We start from the raw sequence: 26,811 nt of genomic DNA, 5'->3' as shown, positions 1-26,811 counted from the left end.
CTGGCGATAAGATGTGCACATTGCACATTTGGAGATCGCCATGGGCAGCGTCCCGCACCAGCAACCTGAAGCCGACGCCGTACTCGCCAAAGCGGTGCTGCGCGCCGCCGAGCAGTTGGGGCTGCGCCAGGCTGAGCTGGCGGCGGTGCTCGGCATCCACCGCACCGCTGTCAGCCGGCTGAAGCAAAATCCGGCACTCGACCCGCACTCCAAAGCCGGTGAGCTGGCGCTGCTACTGATCCGGGTGGCGCGCGCACTGTTTGCCCTGACCGGCGGCGACGAGGAGTGGATGCGTCACTTCTTGCGCACCCCCAACCGTCTTACCGGCGCAGTGCCGGCAGAGCAGCTGCAAAGCATCCAAGGACTGGTGACGGTGCTGCAAACCGTCGATGCGCTGCGGGGCAAAATATGAACCTGTGGCAGCAGTGCCAGGGCGAACAGCATCTGCAAACCCTGCAAGGCACGCTGTTCAGGTTGGTGGAAAGCCAAGAGCAGGTGGCCACGCTCGGTTACGTCGACAATCTCGCCGAGCAAGCACTGCTGGAACAAATGCTGGAAGACGTGAAGCCGCCGTCACCGCTGGATGCCAGCGGCCTGCACTATCTGCTGCGGACGCCGTTTCGCTACCCGCCGCTACCGTGGGGCTCACGCTTCGGCAGCGTGCACGAACCAAGCCTGTTTTACGGGGCCTTGGACACCCCCACCGCGCTGGCGGAAACCGCTTATTACCGGCTGCTGTTTTGGCATTCCATGGTCGCCCCCGCCCCGAAAACACAACTGCGCACCCAGCACACGCTGTTCAGTGTCGGCTACCGCAGTGGCCGCGCGGTGGCGCTGCACCAACCGCCGTTTGCCGCCCATGAGGCACTGCTGCGCCACCGCAGCCACTATCACGCTTGCCAACAACTGGGCGCGGCCATGCGCGCCAGTGCGGTGGAGTTGTTCGAGTACCGCTCGGCACGCGCACCGGCGGGCGGGCTGTGCGTCGCGCTGTTCAGTCCGTCGCCATTCCTGCAGAAACGCCCACGCAACAGCGCCCGCTGGTTCTGTGAAGTGACCGCCGAGCAGGTGACCTTCAAAGCCCTGCAAGCAGACCAACTGATCCACTTCGCCGCCCGCGACTTCCTGGTGGACGGCGAGCTGCCGCACCCAGCCTGAGCGGTTACTGCCGGGTCAGATGAGCTGGCGAGAACTGCTCCGCCCGCGCCAGCGGCCACATGCGGCGGTAAAAGTCATTGTCGACCTCGCCTTGCAGCAGCGCTCCTGGCTCCAGATACGGATACAGCTTGCTAAACAACTGAATCTCGGTGGATGACACCCGGCATGCCAGATGATGGGGCCGCAGGTGCGAGGGATGATCGATACCGCCAGCGGCCACCATCTCTGACAGCGCCAGCAGCGTGTTGCGGTGGAACTGGTACACCCGCTCGGCCTTATCCGGCACTGACAGCGCCTGTTGGCGGACCGGATCCTGAGTGGCTACGCCGACCGGGCAACGGTTGGTATGGCAGCTGAGCGACTGAATACAGCCCAACGCAAACATGAAACCGCGCGCCGAGTTGGTCCAATCAGCACCGATTGCCAGCGCTGCCGCCACATCAAAGGCACTGACAATTTTGCCTGCCACGCCAATACGAATGTGCTCACGCAGCCCGGCGCCCACCAAGGTGTTATGCACCAACAGCAAGCCTTCGCGCATCGGCACGCCGACATGGTTGGCCAGCTCCAGCGGCGCGGCACCGGTACCGCCTTCGTTGCCATCGACCACAATGAAATCCGGATAAATACCGGTTTTCAGCATCGCTTTGACGATGGCCATGAACTCCCACGGGTGCCCCAGGCAGAGCTTGAAGCCCACCGGCTTGCCGTCACTCAGCTCCCGCAATTGCTGGATGAACTCCAGCAACTCCAACGGCGTGGAAAACGCCGAGTGACGCGCCGGCGACACGCAGTCTTGACCCATCGGCACGCCACGGGTGGCGGCGATTTCCTCGCTCACCTTGTGCGCCGGAAGGATGCCGCCATGCCCCGGCTTGGCGCCCTGGCTGAGCTTGATTTCAATCATCTTCACCGCGTCACGCTGGGCCTGTTCGCGAAAACGCTCGGGATCAAAGCGGCCGTAATGATCGCGGCAGCCGAAATAGCCACTGCCGATTTCCCAGATCAGGTCGCCGCCATGCTCCAGATGGTAGGGGCTGATGCTGCCTTCGCCGGTGTCGTGAGCGAAGCTGCCTTTGCGTGCGCCAGCGTTGAGGGCGCGGATCGCCTGCGCACTGAGCGCGCCGAAACTCATGGCAGAAATATTGAACAGCGACAGCGAATACGGCTGGCGACATTGCGGCCCGCCGACAGTCACGCGGAAGGTGGCCGGATCGGCCGGCAGCGCCGGCTGCATGGAGTGGCCGACGAACTCATAGCCGTTGGCGTAAACGTCCAACAAGGTGCCAAACGGCCGGTCGGCATTTTCGTTTTTCGCACGCTGATAAATCAGTGATCGTTGGGCGCGGGAAAACGGCACTTGGTCGTTATCAGACTCGAACAGGTACTGGCGCAACTCCGGCCTGAAGTTCTCGAAAATGTAGCGGATGTTTCCCACCACCGGATAGTTTCTGCGGATGGCGTGGCGGGTCTGCAACACGTCCGCCAGCCCACGCAGTGCCAACGCCGAGAACACCAGCGCCAGCAGCACCCACCAAGCCGAGCGTGCGCCCGCCAACAGCGCAACGACACTGACCGCCGCCACAAGGATACAAAGTGCCCAGACCGAAAAACGGGCCCACGATGAAAGCGCCATGAAAAGGTTTCTCCCACCAACAAAGGGTACTGAACGGGTGGTTTTACACGCCATGGCCAACGCGATCCAGCCAGCACCAACTATTTCACAAAACCATTAGGCTAGTGGGGGGGGTCGAGGGCGTTGCGGAACTGACTTGGGGACATGCCGCTCCAGCGCCGAAACGCCTTGGCAAACGCACTTTCGTCGCTAAAACCGAGTTGTTCGGCAATCTCTTGGATACGGCCATCGGTGCGCAGTAGGCGCTGCGCCAATGCAAAACGCTGTTGATCCTGCAATTGGCGGAAGCTGACACCTTCGTCAGCCAGTTTACGGGCAAGATGGCGTCCACTGAGATGCAGCCGAGCGGCAACCTGATCTTTGTTCCACTGCGGATGCACGCGCAGCAGGGCCGTTACCCGTTGGCGAGTGCTTTGCGCGGCCACCTGCGCCAGCCCGACATCAGCCAACTGCACGAGATGATCGCGCACACCGGGATTGGCTTGCTCCAGCGGCAGCGCCAGTTGTGCGCTGGAAAACTCCAGCGCGTCGATGGCAGCGCCGAACATGACCGGGCAACCGAGCAACTTGGAATAATCCGCCGCGGCCGCCAACGGTGCGTGCCGCAACAGCAGTCGCGTCGGTTCAAAGCGGCCGCCGGTATTGCTGCGGCTGAGCTGCAGGATCATCGTCAGCACCGCCTCTACCCGCTGCGCCGGGCGGGTGCGAAACGCCGACTGCACCTGCAATTGCTGCCGTTCGCCCTCACTGTGCAGCTGGAAGCCAACGCCGCCGATCAAAGGCGCGTACTCCACCAGCGCCGCCATACTTTCGGCATAGTTGCTGCAGCTCATTAGCAGCAGCCCGGTGATGTCCAGATGCCCCACCTGCAGCGCCAACCCCAGCCGCAGGCCGATCAGTGGATCGGCGCTGTGGCAAAGCTGATCCCAGAAGCGATCCAGCTCCGCCATCGCTACCCGCTCGCCAGCGGTCGGCCACGGCGGCACCGCCATGCCCAGACGCGCGGCCGCGTCCGCCAGCGCTTGGGCAAAGCGCAGGGTTACGGTGGTACCGGAGCAAGTAAGAAAAGTGGCCATGTCCTGTTTTAACCGAAACCCGGTCCCGTTGCAGCCGGGTACGGTGCCGACGGGCGTTTTAATCTACTGCTGACGCCCCGCATAACCACAACAACGAGGACGCCTATGTACGCGCTGATCGGCGCCGGCCCGATGGGGCTGGCCATGGCCCGCAACCTGAGCAAAGCCGGTGTGCCCTTCATTGGCTTCGAGATTCACAGCGATGTCGGCGGATTGTGGGACATCGACAGCCCCACCAGCACCATGTACCACTCCGCGCATCTGATTTCTTCACGCAGCAAAACTGAGTTTGCCGAGTTTCCGATGCCCGCCGGCACCGCGCTCTATCCAAGCCACCGCGCCATGCGCGACTACTTCCGCGACTACGCGCGGGAGTTCGATTTGTACCGGCACTATGAGTTTTCCACTGAGGTGTTGTTGGTAGTGGAAGACGGCGCTGATTACCTGGTGACCACCCAGCACCAAGATGAGGCTCCGCAAACGCGCCGCTTTCGCGGTGTACTGATCGCCAACGGCACCTTGCACTGCCCCAACCGCATCACGCTGCCCGCGCCGTTTGACGGCGAGCTGCTGCACTCCGCTGATTACAAGCACCCGGATATTTTCCGTGACAAGCGGGTGCTGGTGATCGGCTGCGGTAACTCTGGCGCCGACATTGCGGTGGAGGCGGTTCACCACGCCGCATCGGTGGATATCCTGGTGCGACGCGGTTACTACTTCCTGCCCAAGTTCCTGTTCGGCCGCCCAATCGACACATTAGGCGGTGCGCTGCCGTTGCCGCGCCGCTGGAAACAGACGCTGGATAGCTGGCTGATCCGCGCGGCGGTGGGTAAGCCGTCCGACTACGGCCTGCCGGATCCGGACTATCGCCTGTACGAATCCCACCCGGTGATCAACTCTCTGCTGTTGCACCATCTGGGTCATGGCGATGTGCGGGTACGCCCGGCGCTGACCGCCGTTGACGGCCGCACGCTGACGTTTGCCAACGGCGAGCGCGCCGACTACGACCTGATCCTCACCGCCACCGGTTACCGGCTCAACTATCCGTTCCTGACGCCGGGCCTGCTGGACTGGGACGGCCACGGCGCGCCCCAGCTGTTCCTCAACGTGTTCCCCGCGCAGCGTGACAACCTACTGGTACTGGGCATGGTGGAAGCCGCCGGACTCGGCTGGGAAGGCCGCAATCAGCAAGCCCAGCTGGTGGCGCGTTATCTGGTGCATCAGCAGCGCAACAGCGCCGCCTACCAAGCGTTCAACCGCACCAAAGGTGCACGTGCCGGTCGCCGGCTCGATGGCGGCTATGACTATTTGCCACTAGAGCGAATGGCCTATTACGTCAGCAAACAGGCGTATTTGTCCGCGTTGGCACACCACTCCCGACAACTGGCACTGTGACCCAGCGCGCGACGCTGGCATGGTGGCGCCCACAACAATAATCGATGCACCGCGTCACTGGCCGGTGCACACGCTCTGCGAGGCCTGCGATGACCCACGGCTTTGATTTCGGTAGCGGCGATCTGGTGGTGATGAACATCGCCATCGCCGCGATGATGTTCGGCGCATCATTGCAATTGACCGGCGCTGACTTTCGCCGCTTGCTGACCCAGCCGAAAGCACCACTGGCCGGCATGGTGGCGCAATTTCTGCTGCTGCCGCTGGCGACCTTCCTACTGACGCTGGTGCTGCCAATCGACGCCGAGTACAAGCTCGGCATGATGCTGGTGGCGGCCTGCCCCGGCGGCGCCTTTTCCAACATCCTGACCTGGATCGCACGCGGCAGCCTGCCGGTATCGATCACCATGACTGCCGCCTCCAGCACGCTGGCGACAGTGCTAACGCCGCTCAACTTTGCGCTCTACAGCAGCCTAAACCCGGCCACCCGCGAGTTGATGACGCGCATCAGCCTGGATCCGCTCAGCCTGCTGGCGCTGATTGCCTTGGTGCTGGCGCTGCCGCTGGCTCTGGGCATGTTGGCCGGCAAGCGGTTTCCGCGCTTTGCACAGCGCTCCGAGCCATGGTTTCGCAATGGTTCGCTGCTGGCGTTCTTAATGTTCATCAGCGTCGCGCTGAGCCGTAACTTGTCGCTGTTCCTAGAAGTCGCGCCTGCGGTACTGAGTCTGGTGGTGCTGCACAACGGCGTGGCACTGCTGACCGGCTACAGCCTGGCGCGGATGTTGCGGCTGGACGGCGCGGAAACCCGCGCCGTCACGCTGGAAATCGGCATTCAAAATTCCGGGTTGGCGCTGCTGATCCTGTTCACCTTCTATCCGCAAGCCGGCGGCATGGTGCTGGTGGCGGCCATGTGGGGGCTGTGGCACTTGGTGTCTGGTCTGTCGCTGGCACAGTTCTGGGGTTGGAGGCACCGCCATGATCTACAGTGACAAGCGCATTCTAGTCACCGGCGCTGCCGGCTACATCGGCCGCCAAGTGTGCGCGGCGCTAGCCGCCGAAAACTGGGTGATCGGCACCGACATTCGGCCGGCGGAACTGCCCTGCGAGCTGGTGCAAATGGACGTGCGCGACCCGCAGCTGGAGACCCTACTGCGCGCGCAGCGCATCACCCATGTGGTGCACCTGGCGGCGGTGCTGGGCGACAGCGGCGACCCGCAGCGTGATTACGATATCGACGTCAACGGCAGCACCAATGTGGTGGATGCCTGCATCGCCGCCGGCGTGCGCCATCTGACGGTGACCAGTTCCGGCGCCGCTTACGGCTATCACGCGGACAATCCACCTTGGATCAGCGAAACCGATCCGCTGCGCGGCAATGACAGCTATCCCTACTCTCGCCACAAGCGACTGGTGGAAGAAATGCTTGCCGAGCGCCGCCAGCAACACCCGCAGCTGGCACAATTGATCCTGCGGCCCGGCACTGTGCTCGGCGCCGGCACCCGCAACTTGATCACCAATTTGTTCGAGAAAAAAGTGATGCTGGCGCTGCGCGGCGCGGTGTCGCCGTTCGTGTTTATCTGGGATCAGGACGTGGTGCGCATCATTGTGCGCGGGGTCGAAAGTGGCGCCACTGGCGCCTACAACCTGGCTGGCGACGGTGCGCTGCCGCTGCGCGAACTGGCGCACCTGCTCGGCAAACCGTGCCTGGTGCTGCCGCCGACGCTGGTGCGGTTGCTGCTGCAAATTGGCCAACGCTTGGGCCTGACCCGCTACGGCCCGGCGCAGTTGGATTTCCTGCGCTACCGCCCGGTGCTGGACAACCAGCGCCTGAAAACCATATTCGGTTACACCCCACAGCTGACCTCGGCGCAGGTATTCCGGCTGTGGCGCGACCACCATCGGGAGCAGTAATGAGAACCGTGTTGATCACCGGTGCCACCGGTGGCCTGGGCCGTGCGCTGGCGCTGCGTTACTGGGATGCCGGCCACAGTCTGGTGCTGATGGACGTGAACGCCGACGCGCTCAACGACTTGGCTGGCCGTTTCGGCGACGCCAGCCGCGTGCATACCATCGTTTGTGACCTGTGCGACGACGACAGTATCCATGCCGCCGCCGCGCAACTGACAGCGTACACCAGCATGCTTGATGTACTGATCAACAACGCCGGCATCACCCATCGCTCGGCCGCCAGCAGCACGCGCCCGGAGGTGTTCGCGCGGGTGATGCAGGTGGATTGGCTTGGCACCGTGTCGTTGACCCAACTGCTGCTGCCGCAGCTGCGCCACGGCGGCAAGGTCATTTGCATCGGTTCCATGGCCGGTTGGATGCCGGTGCCGGGGCGCGCTGCCTACTGCGCCGCCAAAGCTGCGCTGACCCAATTCTTTGAAGTATGGCGCCTGGAATTGGATCAATTGGGCATCGGTTTGCTGATGGTGTATCCGAGCTTTCTCGACACCGCTATCGAGCGCAATGCCTTGGGGGCCGACGGCGCGCAGGCCAACCATGCACGCAGTACCTTGGGCTCTGTACGCTCGGCGGACTGGATGGCCGCTAGAATTCTGCACTCTGACCGCCGCCAGCGGATGCGGCTATTTCCCGACCGGCTGTCGCGCTTGGCCAGTTTACTGTGGCGGGTGTGGCCGAAACTCTACTTGCGGCAGGTACGACGCCGCTTCCCCGAGGACATCCAACCTTGATGGTGCCGCTGCTGGCGCTGTGCGTGCTGATCGCGTTCACCCTCGAAGCCATGACCGGCTTCGGCAGCGTGGTGATTGCGGTGTCGCTGGCGTCATTGGTGCTGCCGCTGGATCAAGTGGTGCCGGCGGTGGTGCCGCTGAACGTGGTGATGAGCAGCGTGATCCTAGCGCGCGAATACCGGCACATTCAGTGGCGCCTGCTGCTGGGCCGCATTCTGCCGCTGATGGCGCTCGGCACCGTGAGTGGCTATCTGCTGCTGCCGCTGGTGGAGCCCACGCTGCTGAAGAAGCTGTTCGGCCTGCTGCTGATCGGTTTTTCCAGTCGCGAATTGTGGCAGCTGCACCGGCAACGCTGGCGCCCACTGCCGTCGGCGGCGGCGCCGGTGGTGATGCTCGGTGCCGGCGTGACTCACGGTCTGTTCGCGTCCGGCGGGCCGCTGCTGATGATTGCGCTGACCGGCAGCGCGCTGTCGAAAGCGGCGCTGCGAGCGACGCTGATCAGCGTGTGGTGGACACTGAACCTGTGCCTGACCGTGGCATTTTGGCTGGATGGGCGACTCGCGCCGCAGCTACCGACGGTGGCGCTTCTGCTGCTGTGTCTGCCGGTCGCCGTGATGCTGGGCAACCACTGGCACGGCAAGGTGGATGAGCAGCGATTTAAGAAAGTGATTTATGCGGTGTTAGCCGTGGTGGGCGTCATGTTGGTCGGATCTGCGCTGTAAGCGGACTCACTGATGGCTAAGTGCTAATAAGCCCCAGGAAAATGGGCGAGGGAACTGGCGGCCAGATATTGGACGCCAGGTTTTCCGGCAAGCAGTAGGCTGCCCCTTGATCGGACGCGCTCCTCGCGTGCAGCAGCAACAGCATCGACATATTAGAAATCGAATAAAAACGCCGAAGCCGCTCAACACTTTATTGGTTGAGCGGCTTCGGCGCTTAGGCACAGCTTATAGCATGTTATTTGCTCAGCATTGCCAGCTCAGCATCCTGCTGCAAAATAGCCCACCAGCGCGCCGAGTCCCCTGATAGGTCGACACCGACCACAGGCGAATCGTTACATTCCGGCGCCCGCGCTGGGGTGCCCGCCAACAAAGACTCGTCGAACGGCATATTGAGCACGCAGGCCTCACTCACCAACGGCTCCCAACCGTTTTCCGTTTTCCAACCCAGCGCCGCGTCAGCGGCCACCGCTGCGGGCGCGGTCAGTGCAATGGCGTAACGGTCTGACAGGCTATTGCGCAGGTCCCATTCCTTGCTCGCGCCGCTGGGCAGCGTGTGCGGCTGCTTGGCAGAACCGTCCGGCTGGCTGCCGGGCAAGCCGGTGTCTTGTTCGAGGTCTTTGATCGCGCCGTATTCGCTGGCGTAGATGCCAGTGTGTTGTTGAATACCACTGACAATCAGCACGTCTGACAGGGTGTCGGCAGTGCCTGCCTGCCAGCTGAGCATCACGTGTTTTTTCAGGTCGGTGGTGGTAGCGGGAATATCCACGGCGTTGAGGTTGCCGCCGTTAAGGACCAGGCGCTCTGCGCCGTTCAAGTTCGGCGTCCACGGCTGGTGATACTGATAAAGATACTGATAAGCCAAGCGCAGCAGATCCACGCCGTCTTCGGCACGACTGAAGCCGGGCGTGACTTCCATCGAACGCGCGCGACTGTCGACGCGGTTAAAGGTGTTGTTGGTGCCTCCCACCAGCTTGGCCACAGTGCCATCCGGGGCGGTGCAATCATTGCCCACAAAGCTGGCATCGAAATACATCACCGGCCGCGTGTTGGCGGGAATGGAGTTCGGAAACACAATGCGCTCGCAGCGGTTGCTGGTGCGCGAGAAACGGTCCAGCAACTGCCAATCGGGCTGGGCCAATTCTTTCGGGCCCTGCTCGTTTGCGGTCACAGTGTGCGGGGTAAACCAAGACTCGTAATCCACCCGGTCGCCCTGGAAAGTCAGCACCGAGGCGTTGGCGTCAAACGCGGGCGAGCCATTGCTCATGGTGTTCATTTTTTGCTGGATGATGCGCTGCACCAGCTCGCGCTCGCCGTAGCGGAACTCATAGCCTTTATAGGACGCGTTGCCGGACATGATTTGCGTGTACTGCGGCAAACGGTAGTTGCCGTCCGCAGTGGTCCAAGAGCCCGGATCAACATGAATAGGCGCTTGAATCACCGAGCGCTGATACATGTGTTCATGCCCCTGCACCCAAATCACATCGTGCTTGGCGAAGAACGCACGGATTTCATCCCACTGATTCATTAGCAGGTTATCGCCGCGAACGCCTTCCACGATCATTTCACGGGTCTCGCCGTACTTGGCGCCCACCAAGCCATCGTGGCTGGCGATGACGATGTGATCGACCTTGCCCTCGTGCTGCATGACGACGTCTTTGATCCACTCAAACGCGATCGGCAAGTTGTAGTATTTGAGCAGCACGATCAGCACGTTGTCCCGCACCACGTAGTAATTCAGGTACTGGGCACCGACCATGTGCACCGCATCTTTAGGGATGTAGTCCTTCATGGTCTCAATCCATTGCACCGAATAGGCAAAGCTGTCTTCGTGGTTGCCCATCAGTGGCAGGAATTCAATGCCCGCATCTCGATAAGCCTCTGCAACGGAGGTCCACTGCTCAAACTCTTTTGCCGTGCCCTGGTCCGTCAGGTCTCCCACCGGAATCACGATATCGACCCCAAGTTCACGCTCTTTTTCCAGCACCGCGCGCATAGGGTGCATCGACACGTTGTCACCGCCGCCCTGGGTATCTGGCAGCAAGCCAATTTTTAGTGTGCTGACTGGTGTTGGCGTGACCGGTGTTTCCGGTGAGGTGCTGGGGCTGGTACTCGAACCGCCGCCACAGGCAGCTAAGACGCTGCCGACCATTGTCACCAAAAGGCTCTTTTTCACGAAACTCATTGCTCTTCCCCACAGCATGAATAGGCCGGACCAAGCCGGCAGGTAGCTGCGGGCAGCGAAGCCCTTAGAACACCCACAGCAGGACGGGCGTATCATGCGGGTGTCATGTGGCAGTGGGGTGTCTTAGGTAGGTCAACTCAGAGGCAAAAAGAGTGTTTGCGTTGGTCCTGAGCGCAACGCTAAGACCTCTCAGATTCCGCTCTGTCTTTAGATTTTCTGTTTCTGTTTCCTGATAAAGCAATAAACGCGCAAGCCTAGGCGCCAGGTTGTTTACGGAGCGTCAGCGCTGGTCGCTCAAGTAGGCTTTTCCAATCAGCCAGAAGTATCGGGTTCGGCGAAAAACACGCCTTTTCCACGGATGTTGGAAAGCCCAAGCTGGAAGACCTAGTTGAAACAGGGGCCCATCCGCCCCTCCCTCAATACTCCACGATCACCGTCACGGTATCTTTATAAATTTCGGCCGGGCGTGCCGCCTGATCCGGGTTCACTCTCACTTGGCAACTCTGGACGTCGGTCAACCCCGTGCTCACCCGGCTGAAGGCGTTGTTGCGGTTCCACACCGAGCTGTCTGGCTTCAGGATTTGGTACTCCATGTAGTTGCCAGAGGTGCCCGCCCGCATGCGTTGCCAACCGTCAGCGAAATGGCCGCCGTCGTCGACGTAAAGGCGGTAATTCTCTCGCTGGGTGCAGCAAACAGATTTAACGTTTTGTAAATACGCCAAGAAAGGCGCACTTTGCCCACTTTGCCCACTTTGCGCACTGGGTGGACGATTAGTGGTAGCGACCGGACTGTCACTAAGTGCCACCAGCCATCTTTGCGCGCCATCAACCGGGACGCGCCAGATATTGCATGCCGAGGAAGAAGAGAGAGAACCTGTTGGGCTAGTTGATTGGCGCATGAGTAGGCGGATATATAGGGGTTGGCACCCGGCCTGAGGGCGGGGCAGCGGCGGGCAGCATAGTCACATACTGCTGGGAACAGGCGCGGACTAACCGCCTTAACGAGCGAGCCCGCGGGCCTCGCCTAAAACGATTTGCAGAAACTCCATTTACATCATTTACCGCGTCAGGCTGAGACTGACCGAGGTAGCGGGTGCGGGTGAAGCAGTCCAGCAACTGTCAATTGGGCTGGGCCAGCTGTGTCGAGCCTTATTCATTTGCTCTCGCGGCGTGCCGGGCAAAACGAGACTCGCAGTCCACCCGGTCGCCCCAGAGGGTTAGCACCGAGGCGCTGCCGTCGAACGCGGGCGTATACTAAGTAGGCAGCAGGGCGGTATCCATACTCGGCATCGGCCGGAATCAAAGAAATCAAAAAATCCTTTACACACGCCCTTTTTCTAACAGAGAGTCCAGCACCTCCAAGGCAGCCGCTTTCTTTTCGGAGCCCATCTTATTGATATTACCGACCTTACAGCGTAGCGCCGGCAGTCTAGCTAAACCTTCTATCTCAAGGACATCCCAGTCGGGCCCCGGCCCGTACAGACTGCACAAAAAACCACGCTCCTCGGCAGTCATCGTCTGAATAATCGTTCTCAAAGCTTATTGGGGCGCGCTTTGCAGGAGCTCAGGCGTTATGTTTTCGTTGGCCATGCCCATGAACTCGCTCGCAACGTGGTGGCTGATATGCTTCCATCTCGGGCTGAGCAGCTCTTCCGTAAAACGGCTATGACAACCTAGGTAGACCACGAGCGCACGCCGTATTTCCTCGGTAAAGCCTCGGCTTTCCAACAACGACCACACATCGTAGAAATCGTGAGGATGCTGACGATCAAACGCAGCACAGAGCTTGCCTGAATGGCGCTCCGCCAATGAGACCATATTCTCGGGCGTTGATCTGGCTGGCATGACGCAGCCGGATCATGTGCTTGGTGTAGTCGCGCCGGTCTTCGTGGCGGGTGCGGGTCTGCGTCACCATGAAGGGCTGAAACCCTTCCTTGCGCAGTTCGGTCAGCACCGTGGCGGTGGGGATTAGGCGTACCGCTGGGAACGGCCTTCGTGGGGCGCTTCCGCAAAGATGGACGGAGCCACGCGGTGAATCTGGTCATCGGACAACGGGGAGTCGTTGCGCAGTACCGGGGAGCGGGAAGCGAAACGGGATGCGAGTTGCATGGTCTTTCTCCTGACGAAAAGGGTTTGCTGTTCAAACCGCACACCGGATTCCTAGATCCGGAGCCCAGCCTTTCGGCTGTTCGGTGCGGTTGGCACGAGGAACCCGGTTGGCCCTGTTGCCACCGTCTTTCCTGAGTTCATCGCCCGCGACGGTCAGGAGCCCACGGACGTGGGCCGTCAAGGAGCAAAGCGACAGGATGGTGCGGCCCGCAGGCGCAGCCGAGGACACGGCCTGGCGCGCCTTGATGGCACGCGGCCACGGGCTACAGTCGCGAGCAAGGTGATGGAGTCAGGAGAGACGGCTGGACATGGCAACAGCCGCCATGATGTGCAGACCGCACGCAAGCGAAGCGCGCAGGCCCGAAGTTGGAGGCCGGGCCGTAGGCGTCAGGGATGTGGAAGGCTGGCGAATGCCAGTCCCTTCAGGGATGAGCGAATAGCGAACCTGGAGCAGCGCGATCCGCGAAGTGGGGACGAAAGCATGTGTTTCGTTTATTATCTATTTGTGCTATCGGCTTATTTCGGCCATAAGCAGTAACTCTTCCGCGCCAGCAAGCCGAATGGCGAAAAACAGCTTTGTTCGTGGAAGCTGCCAAATTGGTCAGGTCAGCACATCGACCAAAGCTGCCTCCGTTTCTGGTCAGGATCAGGCTGGCAAGTGGAACAGGATGTTATTGAGTCAAGAAAAGCAGCTTGAACCAACAGGATGATAAAAAGTCAAGGGATGCAGGGGGCACAATTGGATACAGCAAATGGATCGCCGGGTAGAAATCCTCTTGCCGCAGCACAGCGGGAAAGAGCTGGTGCGCAAACATTCGAAAAATACGAATACCAGTACCACTGGGCTCTCTGCCGAATCCTTGGTGCTCACGAGAACTCGGATGATTACGTTGTCTTTATCGAGCTTCATGAGGACGTGGTGCTGGCGACTTCGACCGATGAATCCCTCGCACGGTTTGAATTCAATCAGGTAAAAAATGTCAATGCTACACCTTGGAATCAGAAGAAATTGACTTCGATCCCAAAGTCAACCACCAAAAAAATTACAAATTCAATTCTCGGAAAAATGCTCCAAGGGGTTCGCAAAAAACCATTTTTTGAAAAGCTGAACTCGCTCGATTTGGTTGCGACCTGTGGCTTTAAGCTGCCTCCTAAAACCGACGGCTTGAAGCTCTCAATTATTTCAATAGGTGATCTTCATGATGACTGCCTGAAAGATATCCAGGCTGCAATCAACAAAGAGCTTGGATCCTACCCTATCCCTAGAACCTTGAGGTTCATCACACCTGATCTAGCTACCTCCGGTTTTCAAGATATAGCTATTGGCCGAATTTCCAAGCTCGTCGATGTTAAAGCCCCTGGGGCCATGTGCAACGCATCAACGATCTATCGAGTGTTAATTGATGACTTACATCGCAAGGGAACTGTGGCCTTTGATTTTACTGATTGGAGCAATCTTATAAAAAACAAAGGAACCACTCACGGCGATGTTGAGCGAGTTATCTCGTCCTATACAGAGAAGAAGGGGTTCGAGGTTTTTGAGAAAGACCTGGACGACATCCTCAAGGATCTTGCACTGAAATCGAATAAGCGGATTCAGGTACGCAGAGCGTTTGAACGCTATCACAACGCCGTTCGCCTGGAGCGTTCATTGATTGCCATCGACAACCAACAAGCAGTCAAGGATGCGGTTGAACGCAACTTTGAAGTATTCGAAAGGCAAGGCGTAATAGATTTTATGAAGCTGGCACTTGAAGTTTTGCCAGAGGCAACCAAAAAGAATCTGGTGGACTTGGAATCAATTCATGCCGCGATCATTTACGAGCTGTTGAGCAAGTGTCATGAAAAATGAGCCGACAATCGACAACTTCAAACTGCTGATCAGAAATCTCAGGACAAAGCGGCATGGAAAACTTAGTATTCAAACGACTAGTAGTAGCGTCCGATACCCTAAAATCCGGAAATCAGTTCGAGTTCAAACCCCGCTTCAACTTGATAACGGCGAACGACAATAGCGTTGGGAAATCGACTCTAGCGAAGTTGCTGTTTTGGGCTCTGGGTGGAGACCCTGTCTTAGATGTTACATGGGCGGGGTTTGATGTTCGCTGCCTGGTTGACTTCAGTGTCGGCAATGAGACTTATCAGGCGGGGAGATATGGGAACATCATGTTTCTTCGTCGCCCAAATGGCGAATGGGAAAAATTTCCCAAAATCACAGGCGCATACTCGGATGCCTTTGCTGAGATCGTAGGCTTCGAGGCCCTGTTGCCTAGCAGGAGCGACTCAACCAAACTCGAAACCCCGCCTCCTGCTTTCTACTTCCTGCCTTTCTACGTAGATCAGCAGCGCAGTTGGTCTCACGCATGGAACGGCTTTACCAATCTTGAGCAATACGCGAAATGGCAAAAGACCATCATTGAATATCACACAGGCTATTTGCGGCCTGAATTTTTCACGTTCGAAGAGAAGATTGCTGCTCAGAACCTTGAGAAAAAAACCGCAGAAGGCGAAGTAAAAAAGATTGAGACAGCTATTGATGTAGTAAAAACGTACGTACCTCAATCCAGCAAAATGGTCACCCTATCAAAAGGTGAGTTCGACACCCTCGCCGCAGAGGTCTCTGACGACATCGCAAAACTGCAGGCTAAGCAAGAGGATCTACTTGGGACGATTGCCGAAATCCAAACGGAACGCGTCTATTTGCAAGGCCAACTTGATCTGGCAACGATTGCATCCTCTGAGCTTGATAAGGATTACACTTTCTCTGTCGAATGTGTTGAAGGCGAGACTCTTCTTTGCCCGCTGTGTGGAACCGTACACGACAATTCGTCACCGAGTCGGGCCGCCATTCTCGCTGACAAAGACGAGGCTGAAAGACAGGTGATGCAAATCAACGGAAAGATCGAGCGCCTAAATAAAGAGTTGTCTAATTCTCAGAAAAAGCTTGAGAGTACGCGTGCCGAAATTGATGGGATAAACAAAAAATACAAGTCGCTTGAACCCTCGGGCACATCTGAAAATCAGGAAAGTGCTGCCGAATCATCATTTCTAGACAGCATCGCATCTCGTGCAGTTCAAAAGCATGTACAGCGGACGATGGAGACCAAAACAGCTTTGATACGCTCCATCAAGTCCACGAATAGAAATTTGAGGGCCGAACAGAAAAAACTACTGACCAAGGAAGAGCGGGAGGAGCTGAACGCCGCATTCAAAAACTCCTTGACTTCTTATTTACAGGAGCTGAATGCGCAAGGCGTTAATCTGGCACCAGTCGAATCCCCCCTCGATTACAAGAAAATCCATGGGAGCGGAGGCGCAGCGGAAAGCACCCGTGGCATCTTGGCTTACTACATGTCCGTTATCCATCAGGCGCACAAAGCAGAAAATGAAGCTTTTCCGGCCATTGTGATAGACACTCCGAATCAGCAGGAACAAGCCGATTTCAACTACGAAAAAATTCTCCAATTCCTGATGGGCGCGGTACCTTCAAATGCACAGCTCATTTTATGCGCCATGGATCGTGACGAAATCAAGAGCTACAGACGTGCGGCACACGTGATCGAACTGGATGAACAGAAAATCCTTAAAGAGACGAATTACATCGAATGCCGATCTTTGCTTAACTTCGATGGATCAATTGCAGAACCTTCGAATAAGCTACCGAGTTGAACCACTCATGTTTATATTTACAGGACGCAGTGCATACACACCAGGATAATAATCTCGCAGAGTGGACGTTATTTAACAACAGCGTTATCCGGACTGCTGTTCATGAATGCATGCGCTGAACGTAAAGTGCAATCATAGAAATGCTGTTCTGTCATCTCGAAGATTCACGGCCTCTGTGGGGCGTTGGCAGGCGGAGTTCTTGGTCTGAGCGCTCACAAAAAGGATGATGAAGATGCGAATAGCCAACTTGAGGATCGAGAACTTTAGGGGTGTAAGAAGCGGGTTTCTTCAGTTTGGAAAACATCCCGTTCTTGTCGGAGACAATAACTCAGGCAAGACTACCCTGATCGAAGCTTTGACTCTCGTGCTTGGCAGGGATCGTCTTATTCGCGAGCTGAGCGAGCATGACTTCTTCGGGTCCAATCCACAAGCAGCCGATAGGATCAAAGTCGTAGCAACGGTCACAGGTTTTACCGGCGACGACCCAGAACAGAGTAGCCAATGGTTTCGTGATGAAAGAGCAGTAGTGAAATGGCTTGACGAGACGTCAGGCCAAGTGCATCCCGTGCGGAACAACCCGGAATGGAAACTATGCTGTCAGCTCGGGGTTCAAGCACGCTTCGACCATGACACCCTAGCCGTGGAGACTGTGCGCTACTTTTATGACCACGATGAACCTATAGATCCGTTTGCTGATGAGGCTCCGGCCCCCGTTCCAGGCAAGCTCATTCAAGAACTGAGCTTCTATCTGGTACGTGCGAGCCGGACGTGGGACAAAGTCTTCTCGTGGGGGAACGAGCTCTTCAAACGCACAGTGCTTGCAGCTGCGGCTCAGCCCGCAGCTGCGTTGCTGGCCGAGCGGGACCGTCTGCGAGAACCGGCGCAACCTATCGACGCCGACCCGGGCATTCAACCGCTGATTCAGAACCTGAATACCGAGCTTGCGCTCTCATTCCCAAATGCTCCAAAAGTTCAGTTGAGGCTTACTAACACAGACAGTCGGTCTGTGATGGAAGCAGTTTCAGCCCACTTTGCAGGCACTGATGGCTTCAGTATTCCTGCAGGCAGACAGGGCAGCGGGCTGGTTTCCATGCAGGGTCTGCTACTACTGCTCGAGCTCGGTCGTGCTCGTGCTGCAAGCGGTGGTGAATTCCTGATGGCATTGGAGGAGCCCGAAGTCCATCTACCGCCATCTGCGCAGCAACGGTTGGTTCAGAGGGTTCAAGCTCTCTCCACTCAGACATTCGTCACGACCCATTCACCTCTTGTTGCCAGCATGGCCGATCCGACCTCTGTGCTGATCTTGAAGAAGCATGATGGCGTACTTTCAGCCGAACCGTTCCTAGCGAGCCCACTTACTGCCGCGACGCCAAACTGGAAGCGCAAGTTCTTCCAGCACAGCAGAATTGACGTACTGAGTGCGCTGATGCAGCCGGCACTCCTCGTTCCAGAAGGCCGTGCCGATTTCCAGTTGATGCGTTGCATCCTCCGGCCGTTGACGATGACTGAAGGCTGGGTCGAAACAATGACTCGCCCCTTCGGCATCGAAGTCGGCGTGGTTCCAACGGAAGACGCAAATGTCATCGAGACCCACAGGCTGATGAGGCGCATCCACAAACGTGTGTGCTGTCTCGTCGATGGTGATGCCGCAGGTCTGGAATACGCAGATCAACTGCGGCTGGAGGCCGAGCCGCCCAGCTCGATCATCCGCTGGAACGATGGCGCAATGATCGAAGATGTCATCGGGTGGATTCTCAATGCGGATGAGGACGCAGTAGTTGCCAAGCTCGCGGAGATATCCCCTCAGCCTCCAAATTCGAGCGCGGATGTCGTGGCCTATTTGAAGACAAAGAAGATGGACGTCATCGCCTATGAAAGTCTCGCGGAAGCCATTTCTACGACGCCAGCATGCAGGGAGCGGGCCGCAGATCTCTTAAGCGGTCTGGCCTGTGCCTGTGCCGGCGATGACGCTACGCAGCGCTTTGTTCGCGGAGACCATGGTGTGTGGGTGTTTCATCCATGACGGTTCGCGCGTTCACCGGCGGTGCTGGTTGTGGAAAGACCCACATGCTCATGGCATCGCTGTCAGCGCATCTGGAAGGCGCTCCTCTCCAAAGCGGGCAGAAAGTCCTGGCTCTCACCTTCATGCATGGATCTCGCAGGCGCTTGGAAGAGCGCCTTGGGATGCTTCAGAACCTGAGCGCCAAGACAGAATGCACGACCATCGACAGCTTCGCATGGCGTCTGTTCCGACGTTGGCGTTCGCTCGCTTCAGCCCTCGGTTTTGTGAACATCCAACCGAGTGAGTACGAGCGCATATGCGAGGCCGCCAGTGCACTCGCACAGGTCAGAGATGTCCAAGGCTGGGTGGCTTCGACGTTTCCTGTCCTTGTCCTGGACGAAGCCCAGGACATGACAGCGCACCGCCTAGGCATGGTGGCAGGCCTGGCCAACAGGTTGGAGGTCTTTGTTGCTGCGGACGAGTTTCAGTGTCTGAGCGAGGAGCTACGCCCCAACCCTGCGTGCGCTTGGCTGGCCCAAATATGCGCCCCTGAGGAGCTTTTACAGCCTCGTCGGACAAACGTTGACGAGCTACTCAATGCAGCCAGAGCAATTCGCGCCGGCGAGGCGCCTAAGTCGGGGAAGTTCTTCGTCGTTGCGCAGACCTCCACTGCGCCCTTGGCTGGTGCCTGGATCAACTCCAATTTGAGCTGGTATGGCGGAGGTAAGAGCGTCGCCATTATCACCCCAACCCTTGGAACGTTTGCCAAAGGCGCTTTGGCCTGGGCTGCTGCCAACAAAACCAAGAAAGGTGCAGGCCCGTATGAAGTCGCATGGGAGCAGTCAGAGGCTAAAGCCGCAAGCGAGTACCTCGCCGCGATCAAACTTGCGGACTGGACCGACGCTCCCTCCATCATTGCCGTCCTCGCGGCAGTTGGTGACGCCAGAACAACCAGGGATGTGTTCGAATGGCTAGAGACTCAACGTCGGACCCGGGCGAAGCTGGAGTTCTCAAAGGATGAGGTCGTGAAGTCGATTGAGCAGTCCTTTTCCCAGCGCCGCCAATCTCGCAGAAACGAGGTGCGTGGATGGAAAGGGATGACAGTTCATGGCGCGAAGAACCGAGAGTTCGACAACGTGATTGTTCTGTGGCCAGCGGCGGTTGCTGGTAGTGACGACCAGAAGAGGCGTTTGCTCTATAACGCAGTGACGCGTGCGAAGGAACGATGTGTTGTTCTTGTGCAGGCATCCGCCCATATGAACCGACCTCCGTTCGCATAAAGCACCGAATTGCCCGAGGGGGTCAGATTTACTTCGGCGTCCGGGGTCAGTTTTATCATCAGAGTTAACAGATAAACTCCGCGCGCGAGTATCAACAATCTTTGGAATAGAGGTAAATCATGTGGTTCGTCGTAAAATTTCGAGAGGGCAAATCACCCTCCACTAACAAATATCCACACACCGTTTTGGTTCAAGATAATTGGGACGACTACTCCTATAAGACGACCTTTCACGCCACCATTCATTTATCACCAGACGATGAAGTCGAACTCGGTAGCGTGAAGATCCTCAAGGAGGATCAAACTCATGGCCTAACGCCAGTCCCGCGAAAAGCATTTCGAGTATTAGGCGAGAAATTTTGCTCCCTCGGTGCCGACCTAGAGTATTACGAGAAGCTCTTCAAGCTAGGAGTGGCTGTCTACGAAGGATATTTGGAAGGGCTACAGGACGTGGCATACAGCGATAGTGTCCGGGCTCAGTTTGAAGATCATGAGGGATTCAAAGTTTCGCTGCTCCGCTTCAGCGGTGCAGAACGGACCATCGTAGACGCCAGTCGTCTATTTATGCGTAAAACCCCAACTATTCGTCGCAGAGGGCGTGGCTTTGTCATGCGATTCAAGACTCAAGTTGCACGTCAGGCCACTTCTTTGATTGTTGATTTTGATTTTCGAAGAAAAGGCCCGCTTCCCAACAGAATCAACGTCCTCATTGGTTATAACGGAACCGGAAAGACACGTATGCTGGCAAATCTAGCGACAGTAGCCAGCGGTTACGGCTATGGCGAGAAAAGGGACTTCTTAGAGAAGCGCGCGGGCCGTTTCGTCGGAACTCAACCACCTTTCAAGTCTGTAGTAGTTGTCTCATACAGTGCATTCGACACATTCGCAATTCCAGGAAAAACCAACATAGAAAAAAGGCGCCTTGAGAATGAAGGTGGAATCTTTGGCTATGTCTACTGCGGCTTGCGCGAACGAATAGATGTAAATGACGATGAGGCTTATCGGCTTAAAAATTTGGAAGAGGTAGATCAGGAATTTCTCAGCGCGCTAGAGAGAATACGAAGCTCTGATCGTATGAGTATATTGCTCGATGTATTGAAACCTCTACTCCAAGATGCCTCATTTCAGCGAATCGGTCTGACCACTCTATACGCTGACAAAAACGAAGAGTCACTTCTTGATCTTTATCATGGACTCAGTAGCGGCCATAAAATTGTCACCAAGATGATGACCGAATTGACTGCACACCTCGACGACGCACATCCAACGCTAGTGCTCATCGACGAGCCAGAGACCCATCTGCACCCTCCGTTACTTGCAACTGTCCTTAAAAGCATACGTATATGTCTCGACCATTTCGATGGCTATGCCATCATTTCGACGCACTCTCCCGTCGTACTTCAGGAGACCCCATCAAAGTACGTCCTCGTACTGAAGCGTATTGGTGAACTCTCAAAGGTCGTTACGCCATCAATCGAAACCTTTGGAGAAAATATCAGCGTTATCACCGAAGAAGTTTTCAATCTCGATGATGGATCAACGGACTGGCACGACACGCTTCAATCCCTAGCCAGATCACATAATTTCGAAGAGATTGAAGATATGTTCGGCCGCCGCCTAGGATTCGGGGCGCGATCGTACATGGCAAACTTCATGAAAGAGGATTTGTGAAAGCATGCACTCCATTACTCCTCCTGACATGGACAGCGAAGACGTATTTGATAACATCACTGCCGCAAAACGACAACCTACACGCCGCCGACTGGAGGCAGCCAGAAGACGTGTCGTTGTCGCATATGGAATGTATGAAAATGCCGCTCCCTCTGTTGAGTCGCTAGTTCCTGCCACCGTAACAAACGTACAGCGTAAGGCCTTACATCACGCATACTCCGTAGAAACAGCCCCCATGCTGGATCTACGGGAGAAGCTCAACGAGCCCGTGATGGCCGCACGTTGCCCATTCTGTGGAATCAGTGAGTCAGGCACCCTGGATCATTATCTCCCCAAAGAGCTATATCCAGAGTTCTCAATTTTTTCTTTGAATTTGGTTCCAAGCTGCGCAAAATGTAACACACGGAAGCGTACGTTGATTGTCGATGAAGACACCGATGTCCGATTGTTCCTTCACCCATATTTTGACGATATTCCTAACCAAACATTCCTGACTGTTCGCGTCAGACTCCGCCAAGATGCACTGCTTTTGGAGTTTCGTGTTCGCCGGCCAGTGGGGATGAGCCAAGCCCGATACCTCCAACTGCGCTCCCACTTCAAACAGCTCGATCTAGCAAGTCGCTACCGGAAACTCTCACTTGTCGAACTGCGTGGACGGCACGGTGGCTTTGTTCGCTTTTACCAAAATGGCGGCGGTTCGGCCCGTGTAGCTGCTGAATTGGAGGCAGAGGCGGATGACTACGAGGCAGCGCATGGGCCCAACTTCTGGAGAGTCATTCTGTATCGCGCACTCGCAGCACACAATGGTTTTTGCGATGGGGGGTTTGATGTCGTAAAACCACCGCAAGTAGATGGAGCCGGACAAGAATGAAATCCCATCCATTTACCCCGTCCCACTATCGTCGCCGCAATCGAATTTCTTGGGGAAATGTTGACGCAGGCGAAGTTCGATCAACTCGTGGTGCGGTTGGAGCTGACGAAATCCCGCCGGGGCCGGCAAATAGCGTGACTGCGAAAAGCGCCATACTGGCGCGCCTCGTCAATCAACGCGCAACGCAGATAGTCAGCACCTTGGGGCGGACCTGTGACTCTGGCTAAAGCCGCTGTACGCGAAACCGTTGGAGCGGCCGTACCGCAATATGCGGAGGCCGAGCAGGAACGCCTTCAGCGGGGACTAGCGCTCGACGGTAACCGTCCGGCAAAGTCACCTTGAGTAGGCGGCAAGAATCGAAGAGCATACGTGCCTACGTAAATAGGTGGACACGTATGCTCTTAATGCCAGAAGAAAGCCCAGGCCGCCGGCGTCGGCGTCGGTACACGGACGAATACAAGGCGGCATTGGTCGCACAATGTAAGCAGCCGCATGTCTCGGTAGCGGCGATCGCGCAGGCCCATGGCATTAATGCCAATCTGCCGGCTTAGCCGGTGGATTACCTTGTTTATTCAGGAGTAGAACGTTGATAACTGTCTTCGAGCAGATAACTTACTGACCTTTTTGGGTCGGAAGCAGCCTTCGCTTCAAGCAATCGGAAAATGGACCGAAGCCCCCAAAACTGACAATAACCCACGCTCGGCAAACGACACTTTTTCGGCACCAGCCACAATGGTGTGACTCAGCGTGCGCACCTCCACCAGCCCCAGCGCTTCCTTTAGCCGCTGTGTCAATCCCTTATCGGCCTGCGACGGCTCAGGATTCATGCTCGGATGGTTGTGCGAGAGGATCACCGCCGCCGTATTGAGTCGCAGCGCCTCCTTGCCCACCTCGCGCGGATACACCGATGCTCTGTCGATGGTGCCATGGAAGGGAGCAGCAAGACCGCCTACACCCCACTCAGCCACACACCCACCGTTGGCAAGTGCGCAGCACGCGTAGGCCCGGATCAACGATCCAGGCCGAAGGCGTCAGGGATCAGCACCGAATGGCTGTGATTCGGCAGGAAGCACGGGGCGCAGCCCGCGAGCCCGACGGCGGTACGCCGGGACGAACGACTATGGCTTATCGTCCTTGAGAGACAGCGTTCCACGAGATTCGAGCAGACGCCGCGTGTTGTCCAGCTCTTTTTGCAGCAATTCTGCATCTGGCAGTACGGTGCGGTAGTTCGCCGCCATTACCTTGGTCGGCAAGCCATCCAGTGCATAACGCGCCAGGGCATGGCCCTTGTCAGCGCACAGGATCAGACCCACCGGCGGGTTCTCATCCGGGTAGGCCCAATGCTCCTTGGCATAGTTGCAGTACATGTGCATCTGCCCCACATCGGCATGGGTCAGGCTGCCCAGCTTCAAGTCAATGATGACCAGGCAGCGTAGCTTGCGATGGAAGAACAGCAGATCCACCCGATACCAGGTCTGGTCGATGCGCAAGCGCCGCTGCCGCCCGACGAAGGTGAAGCCTTCTCCCAGCTCCAGCAGGAAGTCTTCCAGACGCTGGATCAATGTCGCCTCCAGGTCGGATTCCGAATACTCGTCCTTGAGGTCGAGGAACTCCAGCACATACGGGTCTTTGATCGCGTCATTGGGCGTGACTGCATCCTCGGGCTTGGCCACTGAACCCTTGACCAGCATCGCCGCCTTGTCTTTGGACAAGGCCGTGCGTTCGTAGAACTGGCTACCAATCTGCCGGTCGAGTTGGCGCACGCTCCAGCCGCCGCGCAGTGCCTCTGCCTCGTAGAACTGACGAGCATGGTCATCCTTGACAGACAGCAGCCGGACATAGGCCGACCACGGCAGGGTGAAGACCTGTGCCAGTTCGGCGAGGTCGAATTTCCGAGACACTGTCTCGGAATTCTCGATGAGCAGTCCGTCTTCAGATTTCCGAGACAGTGTCTCGGAAATTGCCTCAAGGGGGTAAGCGACGAAGAAGCGCCGCATGTTCTCCAGGTTGTCCGGACTGAACCCGCGCCCGAATCGGGCCGTCAGATCGGCGGACAACCGTTCCATCAACTGCTCGCCGTAACCGGCCCGCCGCCTGCCTTTCTGCTCGGCTTCGACGATCCGGCGGCCAATCTCCCAATAGCTGGCCGTCATCAGCGCATTGACACTGCGCGCTGCTGCCTGGCGTGCAGCATCCAGCAACTCCACGATGCCGCCGTGGATGCCGGCATAGCCGGCAGGTAAGGCAGCAGGTTTCCGCGTTGCCACGGGCGTCTTCCTTGTCATGCTGTCACCTCTATAGAGCGGGATGCCCCGGTGATCGCCAGCCGCCGATTCGCCACCAGTTCCGCCGCATCGCGCACCGGCTTGTCCTCGGTATGAACATAGTGCGTGAACATCGCCACGGTCTTGTGGCCTGTGAGCTTCATGCCCACCTTGGTCGGCACGCCAGAATTCGCAATATCGGTGGTCGCTCGGTGGCGGATGCCATGCGTGCCGACGTGCGGTACACCAGTGGCCTTGAGCACGCGCGTCCAACCGCCGTAGTGCTCGCCGTGGGTCATGTGCCGGGTCGGGTCGTTCGGCGACGGCAGGACGTAGGGGCAGCCGCCCCGGCGCGGCGCTGTGGACAGCAGCCGATAGGCTTCCTCGCTCATGGGCTTGGAGATACCGCCGGTCTTGCTGTCGGGCCAGACGACGCGGCGGTTTTCCAGATCAACCCAGCCCCATTCCAGTGGGCAGATTTCGGAGCGGCGGGCGGCAAACTCGAATTGCAGGCGGATCGCCAGCGGGATGACGTAGTTCTCCAATCCTTCCGCCTCCAAGTGTTCCAAGTGGCGGAAGATCCGCACCAGCTCATCGTCCACGATGAGCCGGGTTTCCTTGCCGGGCGGGTACATCGGGACGTGACGGCACGGATTCGCACCGTCCGGGCGCAGCCCCCACACTTCGGCCAGGCTGAACATCTTGCGCAGCACGCCAAAGGTGCGGTTGGCCTCAGCCTGCTTGTAGGCCAGCTTCTTCATCAGCGCCGCCACGTCCGGGCGCTTCACATCCTGCACATTCATCCGGCCCATGATCGGGATGATGCAACGGTCAATCACGCCCTGATAGCCACGCTGCGTGCTGAGCTTGTTGCGCTGCTTCGAGTAATCCTCCATGAAGGTGTGGCAGAGCTCCTTCATGGTCGGTGCCTTGCGGGCGGCATTCTTAGCTGCGCTGGGGTCGCCCCCCTTGCGCACCTCGGCCAGCCACTCCTGCGCCATCGTGCGTGCCTGATCGACCGTCAGTTCCCGGTACTGACCCAAGGCGGGCTTGCGGCGCTCGCCGGCGTTCGTGCGGTACTGGAGCATGAACACCTTGCGGCCCGCCGGGGTGATCTTGCACAGGAAGCCAGGAACCACGGTATCCCGTAGTTCGACGGCCTTGTCTTGGGGTGTGCCGCATCGACTGCGGACTTAGTGAGCTTGATCTTCGCCATGATGACTCCTTGGAAAGCCCGGTTTCCAAGAGCCGCATGGGAGCCACGCGAGGGGAAGCCGGGTCAAGTTTCGGAAAGCACCGGCATATATTGAACTCGCCTAAGCAATTGATAAATATACTGTATCGAGCCTTGGCGTAGTCCAGAGAATTGCGGCACTGGAGTCATCGTGAAACAAAAAAACAGGGCGCCAAGAGCGGGCACATTCGCTTATGAAGGGGAGCGCTCCTTACTCGAACGAGGGATTACCAACTGGCTCGGACGGTTTCACCTGCATAGGTAATGAAGACCATTTTGTTTTTGTTAGCCTCGGTAACGAGCGCGTTCTCGAAGCGAGTGTAGCCAAAGCTCCTCCTTCTACGGCTTCATCTGCCGCAGCAGGAAGTAGCTCCTCTATGGCCTTTTGACACGCCCGGTACGTCGGAAGTGTTTTTAACCGTCATAGTCGTTGCCGCCGTCAACCGCATGTCGAACACCAATGGTTCGCCGGCCGCAACAGTGGCGGTGACGATAAACATAGTGACAGACAGCTTCAGCGCTCCAGAGTGCTCCAGTGATTTCAAGTGTAGAATTCGGTGAGCGCGCGGATACGCTTGATGCCGTCGGGATAGCGCCCGCCCATGCGCCCAAGATAGCTGGCGCGATGCAGGTGCATCATTTAGGCCCCTTGTGATAAAGCAAAGCACGCATGTGGGTATCCGAGAAGACCCCGTCTACAGTGGAACCCAAGGTGGCCTCTTCCCGGCTGGTGATATAGAACGCCGCTCTGGCTCCCCCTCCCCCGCGCCAAGCTGATCAGCTTGCGAGACTTGAGCGCATTATCCAGAGAATGTACGGAAGCGCCCTGAGATAGCGCCACGCTCGCGGG

At 57.6% G+C, this 26,811-nt stretch carries 24 protein-coding genes; 14 read left to right on the top strand and 10 right to left on the bottom strand.

Annotated elements, in window-relative coordinates:
- Positions 1-40 precede the first annotated feature (40 nt).
- Both AB5I84_RS03315 and AB5I84_RS03310 read left to right on the top strand, forming a co-directional pair.
- Positions 41-412, top strand: coding sequence for an antitoxin Xre-like helix-turn-helix domain-containing protein (locus tag AB5I84_RS03315; protein WP_369454418.1), 372 nt, complete (start codon positions 41-43; stop codon positions 410-412).
- Positions 409-1,158: an RES family NAD+ phosphorylase gene (locus tag AB5I84_RS03310; protein WP_369454417.1), complete on the top strand. Its 750-nt coding sequence runs from the start codon at positions 409-411 to the stop codon at positions 1,156-1,158. The genes AB5I84_RS03315 and AB5I84_RS03310 overlap by 4 nt, the downstream gene beginning before the upstream one ends.
- 4 nt (positions 1,159-1,162) lie before the next feature.
- On the opposite strand, the gene AB5I84_RS03305 is transcribed toward AB5I84_RS03310, so the two are convergent.
- On the bottom strand, positions 1,163-2,794 hold the full coding sequence (locus AB5I84_RS03305) for an FMN-binding glutamate synthase family protein (RefSeq protein WP_369454416.1): 1,632 nt from the start codon (positions 2,792-2,794) through the stop codon (positions 1,163-1,165).
- Positions 2,795-2,895: 101 nt separating this feature from the next.
- A complete protein-coding gene (locus AB5I84_RS03300) occupies positions 2,896-3,870 on the bottom strand; it encodes an AraC family transcriptional regulator ligand-binding domain-containing protein (protein ID WP_369454415.1) in 975 nt (324 codons plus the stop codon).
- A gap of 105 nt (positions 3,871-3,975) precedes the next feature.
- On the opposite strand from AB5I84_RS03300, the gene AB5I84_RS03295 reads away from it, so the two are divergent.
- The 5 genes from AB5I84_RS03295 to AB5I84_RS03275 all read left to right on the top strand — a co-directional run bounded on the left by AB5I84_RS03295 (position 3,976) and on the right by AB5I84_RS03275 (position 8,680).
- Positions 3,976-5,265, top strand: coding sequence for a flavin-containing monooxygenase (locus AB5I84_RS03295; RefSeq protein ID WP_369454414.1), 1,290 nt, complete (start codon positions 3,976-3,978; stop codon positions 5,263-5,265).
- Between the two features lie 89 nt (positions 5,266-5,354).
- Positions 5,355-6,251, top strand: coding sequence for a bile acid:sodium symporter family protein (locus AB5I84_RS03290; RefSeq protein WP_369454413.1), 897 nt, complete (start codon positions 5,355-5,357; stop codon positions 6,249-6,251).
- Positions 6,238-7,173, top strand: a complete 936-nt coding sequence (locus AB5I84_RS03285) for an SDR family oxidoreductase (protein ID WP_369454412.1) — start codon at positions 6,238-6,240, stop codon at positions 7,171-7,173. Before AB5I84_RS03290 ends, AB5I84_RS03285 begins: the two co-directional genes overlap by 14 nt.
- The gene (locus AB5I84_RS03280) at positions 7,173-7,958 is read left to right on the top strand and encodes an SDR family NAD(P)-dependent oxidoreductase (RefSeq protein WP_369454411.1); all 786 of its coding nucleotides are present in this window, start codon (positions 7,173-7,175) and stop codon (positions 7,956-7,958) included. Before AB5I84_RS03285 ends, AB5I84_RS03280 begins: the two co-directional genes overlap by 1 nt.
- On the top strand, positions 7,958-8,680 hold the full coding sequence (locus tag AB5I84_RS03275; protein WP_369454410.1) for a sulfite exporter TauE/SafE family protein: 723 nt from the start codon (positions 7,958-7,960) through the stop codon (positions 8,678-8,680). The genes AB5I84_RS03280 and AB5I84_RS03275 overlap by 1 nt, the downstream gene beginning before the upstream one ends.
- 235 nt (positions 8,681-8,915) lie before the next feature.
- Here the strand turns inward: AB5I84_RS03275 and AB5I84_RS03270 are convergent, their stop codons facing one another.
- The 5 genes from AB5I84_RS03270 to AB5I84_RS13765 form a co-directional block, all read right to left on the bottom strand.
- Entirely contained in the window at positions 8,916-10,862 is a 1,947-nt protein-coding gene (locus tag AB5I84_RS03270; RefSeq protein ID WP_439650184.1) for a metallophosphoesterase family protein, read from the bottom strand.
- Positions 10,863-11,278: 416 nt separating this feature from the next.
- The gene (locus AB5I84_RS03265) at positions 11,279-11,584 is read right to left on the bottom strand and encodes a spore coat protein U domain-containing protein (protein ID WP_369454408.1); all 306 of its coding nucleotides are present in this window, start codon (positions 11,582-11,584) and stop codon (positions 11,279-11,281) included.
- A gap of 817 nt (positions 11,585-12,401) precedes the next feature.
- Positions 12,402-12,680: a nucleotidyl transferase AbiEii/AbiGii toxin family protein gene (locus AB5I84_RS03260; protein ID WP_369454407.1), complete on the bottom strand. Its 279-nt coding sequence runs from the start codon at positions 12,678-12,680 to the stop codon at positions 12,402-12,404.
- On the bottom strand, positions 12,631-12,816 hold the full coding sequence (locus tag AB5I84_RS13770) for a hypothetical protein (protein ID WP_439650214.1): 186 nt from the start codon (positions 12,814-12,816) through the stop codon (positions 12,631-12,633). Before AB5I84_RS13770 ends, AB5I84_RS03260 begins: the two co-directional genes overlap by 50 nt.
- 14 nt (positions 12,817-12,830) lie before the next feature.
- Entirely contained in the window at positions 12,831-12,971 is a 141-nt protein-coding gene (locus tag AB5I84_RS13765) for a hypothetical protein (RefSeq protein WP_439650183.1), read from the bottom strand.
- 724 nt (positions 12,972-13,695) lie between these two features.
- Between AB5I84_RS13765 and AB5I84_RS03250 the strand changes: the two genes are divergently transcribed.
- The 7 genes from AB5I84_RS03250 (at position 13,696) to AB5I84_RS03220 (ending at position 23,014) form a co-directional block, all read left to right on the top strand.
- Positions 13,696-14,823, top strand: coding sequence for a DUF4297 domain-containing protein (locus AB5I84_RS03250; RefSeq protein ID WP_369454406.1), 1,128 nt, complete (start codon positions 13,696-13,698; stop codon positions 14,821-14,823).
- A gap of 53 nt (positions 14,824-14,876) precedes the next feature.
- Complete coding sequence (locus AB5I84_RS03245; protein ID WP_369454405.1) at positions 14,877-16,640, top strand: coiled-coil domain-containing protein; 1,764 nt, start codon at positions 14,877-14,879, stop codon at positions 16,638-16,640.
- Between the two features lie 232 nt (positions 16,641-16,872).
- On the top strand, positions 16,873-18,663 hold the full coding sequence (locus AB5I84_RS03240) for an ATP-dependent nuclease (protein ID WP_369454404.1): 1,791 nt from the start codon (positions 16,873-16,875) through the stop codon (positions 18,661-18,663).
- Positions 18,660-19,922, top strand: a complete 1,263-nt coding sequence (locus AB5I84_RS03235; RefSeq protein WP_369454403.1) for an ATP-binding domain-containing protein — start codon at positions 18,660-18,662, stop codon at positions 19,920-19,922. The genes AB5I84_RS03240 and AB5I84_RS03235 overlap by 4 nt, the downstream gene beginning before the upstream one ends.
- A gap of 119 nt (positions 19,923-20,041) precedes the next feature.
- Positions 20,042-21,592, top strand: a complete 1,551-nt coding sequence (locus AB5I84_RS03230) for an AAA family ATPase (protein ID WP_369454402.1) — start codon at positions 20,042-20,044, stop codon at positions 21,590-21,592.
- 4 nt (positions 21,593-21,596) lie between these two features.
- Positions 21,597-22,463 carry an HNH endonuclease gene (locus AB5I84_RS03225; protein WP_369454401.1) on the top strand — a complete coding sequence of 289 codons (867 nt, stop codon included), beginning with the start codon at positions 21,597-21,599 and terminating at the stop codon, positions 22,461-22,463.
- 395 nt (positions 22,464-22,858) lie between these two features.
- On the top strand, positions 22,859-23,014 hold the full coding sequence (locus tag AB5I84_RS03220) for a transposase (RefSeq protein ID WP_369454400.1): 156 nt from the start codon (positions 22,859-22,861) through the stop codon (positions 23,012-23,014).
- A 96-nt stretch (positions 23,015-23,110) separates the two neighbouring features.
- Here the strand turns inward: AB5I84_RS03220 and AB5I84_RS03215 are convergent, their stop codons facing one another.
- The 3 genes from AB5I84_RS03215 to AB5I84_RS03205 all read right to left on the bottom strand — a co-directional run bounded on the left by AB5I84_RS03215 (position 23,111) and on the right by AB5I84_RS03205 (position 25,866).
- The gene (locus AB5I84_RS03215; RefSeq protein WP_439650182.1) at positions 23,111-23,431 is read right to left on the bottom strand and encodes a JAB domain-containing protein; all 321 of its coding nucleotides are present in this window, start codon (positions 23,429-23,431) and stop codon (positions 23,111-23,113) included.
- 150 nt (positions 23,432-23,581) lie between these two features.
- A complete protein-coding gene (locus AB5I84_RS03210; protein WP_439650181.1) occupies positions 23,582-24,730 on the bottom strand; it encodes a PDDEXK nuclease domain-containing protein in 1,149 nt (382 codons plus the stop codon).
- A gap of 14 nt (positions 24,731-24,744) precedes the next feature.
- On the bottom strand, positions 24,745-25,866 hold the full coding sequence (locus AB5I84_RS03205; protein ID WP_439650180.1) for a tyrosine-type recombinase/integrase: 1,122 nt from the start codon (positions 25,864-25,866) through the stop codon (positions 24,745-24,747).
- Between the last annotated feature and the right edge of the window lie 945 nt (positions 25,867-26,811).

The organism is Alcanivorax sp. REN37, assembly GCF_041102775.1.
In the GTDB taxonomy this organism is placed as follows: domain Bacteria; phylum Pseudomonadota; class Gammaproteobacteria; order Pseudomonadales; family Alcanivoracaceae; genus Isoalcanivorax; species Isoalcanivorax beigongshangi.
The sequence above is the reverse complement of the archived record's forward strand: the minus strand, read 5'-3'. Positions and strand labels throughout refer to the sequence as shown.